Origin of the sequence: Trinickia symbiotica (assembly GCF_003028655.1) — a bacterium.
GTDB lineage: Bacteria > Pseudomonadota > Gammaproteobacteria > Burkholderiales > Burkholderiaceae > Trinickia > Trinickia symbiotica_A.
This window is the reverse complement of the sequence record NZ_PYUC01000038.1, coordinates 1-4,595: the sequence shown is the minus strand read 5'-3', so window position 1 is coordinate 4,595 and position 4,595 is coordinate 1. Positions and strand designations below refer to the sequence as shown.

The window sequence follows — 4,595 nt, the reverse complement described above, 5'->3', positions numbered from 1 at the left end:
TCGAGAAGCACAATGGTGATCCGAAACCGTTCATCTGGACGGCAAAGGCTTCCGACATCCTGACGAAAGTCACGCGCGCCCGCGCCAAGCTGAATAAGATGCAATCCGTTTGACGCACACCACTAGCAGCAAGACGATCAATCCGGTCAGATTGGATTCGCGCGTGACCTATTTCTCATCGTGTCGCGATGGATCGGTCGAGGGGACACTGAAGAGCCGAATTTCAATTGACGGCCACAGAGTACGCGGCATCGTGAATTTATTCAATGGTTGGACCATCGAAATACGGGAAAACATCCCTAGGGAAAACCCGCTTATAGACGCGACGCTATCGCGTTGACGATCGGGAATGTGGACGTGGGTTGATGCTGCTTTGGCCCAATCCATTGGGATTGTCAGTTGCGGCAGTGGCGGCTGGCTCGATCCACTCCGACGATAACTGGATGAACGGGATGGAGCGTCTTCACGCATTCTTGAACAGATCCGGATGCAATCAGTGCACAGCGCGACGTTTCGTGTACGAACACCGCGAAGGAGCGTTAAACGCTGGAATCCCGGTATAGATTCAACGGCCGCGAGCGATGAGCGCAACACCGGATCGCGGGCCACTGAACCGCCGCCACGTCGTGTAGCGCAGCCTGTTGGCGTTCATATAGAGGTGACGAGACTAGCGCTCTAGTTTGGGCTATACACTGAAACCCAGCGGCAGCAACGATAGTCCATCAAGGGAGGCCCTCGTGTGCGTCGCATGGGGCTCCCGCGACAAAATATTGCTGGATAGGTTGCTATCGAAAAGCTAGGGTGATTTAAGAGCCCATCGTTGCCAGAGAGCAGCGCTGAGCGGCCTTGGAGGTGAGGTGCCAACTAGCCTGAGCGAGTTAAGCCACCAATCCGGAAAGAGTGCGGCGCGCCCATGGCTCGTGGCAGCGGGGGCTCGGAGTTTCGTTGGTTGAGACCCATCACGGGTCGCTGATGCGCCGGCGGATAAACTCTCCACGATCCGTCCTTATGGCGAAAGAACAGAATTGTGAATGTGCCGGAGGCGCGTTGTGTCTCTACACGAAGTATGCGCGACTGCTTGCATGCGTTGCGACTAATGCGCGTCACACGAGCTCGTGACGCGCTTTCGACGCCAACCCACTTGTCGAACAAAGCACGCAGCGATCGTTCCCGGCTATTCATCGACTTCTCCTGCTGCACGACTTGGCGCTCTGTCGGGCGCTCCTTAGGCGTGGGTAAGCGGCAATGTCACTGGGCACGCAACATTGCCACTTCAGATCGCTATGACTGTGCCGAGAGCTCGGCAACGAGTTCAGGCGTAGTGGTAAACAAGTCCCCCACGAGGCCGTAGTCAGCCACACTGAAGATAGGTGCTTCTTCGTCCTTGTTGATCGCGACGATGACCTTTGAGTCCTTCATGCCGGCCAAGTGCTGAATCGCGCCCGAGATGCCGACTGCCACGTACAACTGCGGCGCGACGATCTTGCCCGTTTGACCGACCTGATAGTCGTTCGGCACGTAGCCAGCATCGACTGCAGCGCGCGATGCGCCGAGTGCAGCATTGAGCTTGTCCGCGAGCGGCTCCAGAACCTTCGTGTAGTTCTCGCCGCTGCCCAGACCACGTCCGCCCGAGACGATGATCTTCGCGCTCGTCAGTTCCGGACGGTCCAGCTTCGTGACCTCACGGCTCACGAACTGCGACAGACCGCTGTCTGCCGCTGCGTCGATCTTCTCGACTGCCGCACTGCCGCCTTCGGCCGCGACCGCGTCGAACGCCGTCGTACGGACCGTGATGACCTTGACCGGATCCTGCGATTGCACCGTCGCAATTGCGTTGCCCGCGTAGATCGGGCGCTCGAACGTGTCCGGCGAATCGACGGCGGTGATGTCGCTGATCTGCGCAACGTCGAGCTTTGCGGCGATACGCGGCGTTACGTTCTTGCCTGCTGCCGTCGCCGGAGCCAGGATGTGCGAGTAGTTCTTCGCGATCGACAGCACCGTCGCTTCGACGTTTTCTGCGAGGCCCACTTCGAGCTGCGGCGCGTCGGCCAGTAGGACCTTCGCCACGCCAGCGATCTTCGCGGCTGCGTCGGCAGCGGCCTGCGCGTTGTGACCCGCGACCAGCACGTGCACGTCGCCGCCGATCTTCTGTGCGGCAGCCACGGTGTTCAGCGTTGCAGCCTTGACCGACTGATTGTCGTGTTCTGCAATAACCAGATTCGTCATTTCGTCTCGCTCCTTTACAGCACCTTGGCTTCCGTCTTCAGCTTCTCGACCAGCGTCTTTACGTCCGGCACCTTCACGCCTGCCGAACGCTTGGGCGGCTCGGCAACCTTCAGCATCTTCAGGCGCGGCGTGACGTCCACACCGAGGTCTTCGGGCTTCACGGTTTCAAGCGGCTTCTTCTTTGCCTTCATGATGTTCGGCAGCGTGACGTAGCGCGGCTCGTTCAGGCGCAGATCGGTCGTGACCACTGCGGGCAGCGTGAGCGACAGCGTTTCCGCACCGCCATCCACTTCGCGCGACACGGTGGCCTTGCCGTCGGCCACGATAACCTTCGATGCAAACGTGGCCTGAGGGAGGTCTGCCAGCGCGGCGAGCATCTGCCCGGTCTGGTTCGAATCATTGTCGATTGCCTGCTTGCCGAGAATGATCAATTGCGGCTGTTCCTTGTCGACCAGCGCCTTCAGGAGCTTGGCGATAGCCAGCGGCTGGAGGTCTTCATTCGACTTGATGAGAATCGCGCGATCCGCGCCGATGGCTAGCGCCGTGCGCAGCGTTTCCTGCGCTTGCGCCACGCCCGCCGAAACTGCAATGACTTCCGTTGCCACGCCCGCTTCCTTCAGACGCACCGCCTCTTCCACAGCAATTTCGTCGAACGGATTCATCGACATCTTCACGTTTGTCAAATCGACACCTGTGCCGTCCGATTTCACGCCAACTTTTACGTTTGCATCGACGACACGTTTCACTCCGACGAAGATCTTCAATTCTCGCAACTCCTAATGCTAGATACTTCACTGAGCGGACAAAACACTTGTCGCTCAAACCCGTGACCTTCAAGAAGTCTGCCGATTTGGCCCTGTGTTAGCGACCAATCCGCGCCCGACCGTTTGACAAGACTTGCACATCTCGCTCTTTCACCCGTCCTTGAAACGCCACCTCATCATCTGATACTCTCCAGCACTCAAGTACAAGTGTCTCTCCCGGAAACACGGGTGACGATAGTCGTGCCCGAATCTCCTTCAGCCGTGTAGGATCGTAGTCACAGAAGGCCTTCAAGACACCATGGCCTGCAATACCGTACGTCGCGAGTCCATGAAGAATCGGGCGCGCGAATCCCGCCTTTGCGGCGACGCTCGGATCAATGTGGAGTGGGTTCAGGTCGCCTGAAAGTCGGTAGAGCAAAGCAGCATCTGCGCGTGTCGGCAACTCGACGACGAAATGTGGTGCCGATTCTGGCGCCTTGGGAAGCGGAGTAGCCGGATCATCCCCGCCCCCTCCTTGTGAAAAGCCGCCATCGCCGCGCAGAAAGAGAACCTGCTCGGCCGTCGCAAGGTGGTCGCCGCTGCGTTCCTCGTGTAGCGTCTTCTCCACGTGCATTACCGCACCTTTTCCCTCACCCTTGTCGACGATCCGTACGACGCGACTACGACCTATCACTGTTCCCGCGATGGGCAACGTACGGTGCAAAGTTATACTTTGCTCGCCGTGCACCAGCTTTAGATAGTCGATACCAAACTCTTGGCGATCGCGCATCCACGAACCCGGCGAGGCAAGCACTGCGACCATCGTCGGCATAGCGACGAGATCCTTTTCGTAGACAAATCCCAATTGTTCGCGATTCATGGGATCATCGCAGATACCGAGTCCAAGGGCGTAGAGAATGGTGTCCTTCTCTGTGAAGCTATGCCGAACCTCTCCCGAGTTCCATGCCTTGGTCTTTTCGTAATCAATCATTGTGTATCCCCACAGTCGTTATCGGTGCGGCCAAGAAAATTGCACTGGCTCCTTCGCCCGGAGCCTTCGAATCGATTCGCTTGCATATTCGCTCGCCGCCGCGATTGCTTGTCCCGCTGCTTCTAGCTCTAGCATTGTCTTCATATCGCACATCAAGCTTTGACGAAGTGCTTGCTTGGACAGACTCAATGCAGTCGAAGATGCACTAGTGTAGTGCGTCATAAATAGTGCAACTTAATCGCGAATTACGAGTCTCTAGGTATGGAAGGAGGGAGAACCCATGAGAATCGCGGCAAAAGTTGAGCTGAGCGAAAGCCAGCGCAAACAGCTGGAAATGTGGGCGGCAGGCCGGAGGGTCCCGGTTCGGCTGGCCGAGCGTGCCAGGATGATATTGCTCGCGGCACAGGGCCAAACGGACAAAGAGATCGGTGAGCAGCTGGGTATCTGGCGAGGCACGGTGGCGCGCTGGCGTGCTCGCTTTATCGCGGACGGTGTAGCGGGTATCGAGCACGACCAGACGCGCCCCGGGCGCAAACCGAAGATCTCTGCACGCAAGGTCAAGGCTATCGTGGCGCTGACTACGCAGCAACGCCCGGATAACGCGACGCACTGGAGCACGCGAAGCATGGCCGCGG

The 4,595-nt window shown here is 58.3% G+C and carries 4 protein-coding genes; 1 reads left to right on the top strand and 3 read right to left on the bottom strand.

The features are described from left to right. Positions 1-1,281: 1,281 nt before the first annotated feature. From C9I57_RS31995 to C9I57_RS31985, 3 genes are all read right to left on the bottom strand, one after another. Entirely contained in the window at positions 1,282-2,226 is a 945-nt protein-coding gene (locus tag C9I57_RS31995) for an electron transfer flavoprotein subunit alpha/FixB family protein (RefSeq protein WP_107154502.1), read from the bottom strand. Between the two features lie 14 nt (positions 2,227-2,240). Continuing rightward, the gene (locus C9I57_RS31990) at positions 2,241-2,990 is read right to left on the bottom strand and encodes an electron transfer flavoprotein subunit beta/FixA family protein (RefSeq protein WP_107154501.1); all 750 of its coding nucleotides are present in this window, start codon (positions 2,988-2,990) and stop codon (positions 2,241-2,243) included. Positions 2,991-3,087: 97 nt separating this feature from the next. Beyond that, positions 3,088-3,960, bottom strand: coding sequence for a MaoC family dehydratase (locus tag C9I57_RS31985; protein ID WP_107154500.1), 873 nt, complete (start codon positions 3,958-3,960; stop codon positions 3,088-3,090). 280 nt (positions 3,961-4,240) lie between these two features. Here C9I57_RS31985 and C9I57_RS31980 point away from each other — a divergent pair. Further along, positions 4,241-4,595: helix-turn-helix domain-containing protein (locus tag C9I57_RS31980; RefSeq protein ID WP_146166303.1), on the top strand; the 355-nt coding region annotated here is incomplete at its 3' end.